The 271-nt window shown below is 46.1% G+C and carries 1 protein-coding gene; it reads right to left on the bottom strand.

Features of this window, described 5'->3' with window-relative positions:
• Positions 1 to 271 (bottom strand): molybdopterin-dependent oxidoreductase (locus AAEZ08_RS22950; protein ID WP_500125182.1); only part of this gene is annotated, 271 nt, incomplete at both ends.

The raw sequence follows: 271 nt of genomic DNA, 5'->3' as shown, positions 1-271 counted from the left end.
GGCAAATGTAAATCTGCAAACTCGCAAGAGTCAGTACGGCGCGGGTCAATGACTATAAGTTTTTTATGAGCATCCGCTTTTTTGGCAGTAAGGAAACGCCCGAACAATATAGGGTGACACCAAGCCATATTGGAGCCGACTAGCACCAATAAATCGCAAGCTTCCAAATCCTCGTAGTTACTGGGGACGATATCAGCGCCAAACGCACGTTTGTGTCCTGCCACCGCTGATGACATACATAGACGGGAGTTAGAATCGATATTGTTATTAC

This window comes from Pseudomonas sp. E45-MNA-CIBAN-0222, assembly GCF_040310405.1.
Lineage (GTDB): Bacteria > Pseudomonadota > Gammaproteobacteria > Pseudomonadales > Pseudomonadaceae > Stutzerimonas > Stutzerimonas stutzeri_AC.
This window is presented reverse-complemented; position numbering and strand designations above follow the sequence as displayed.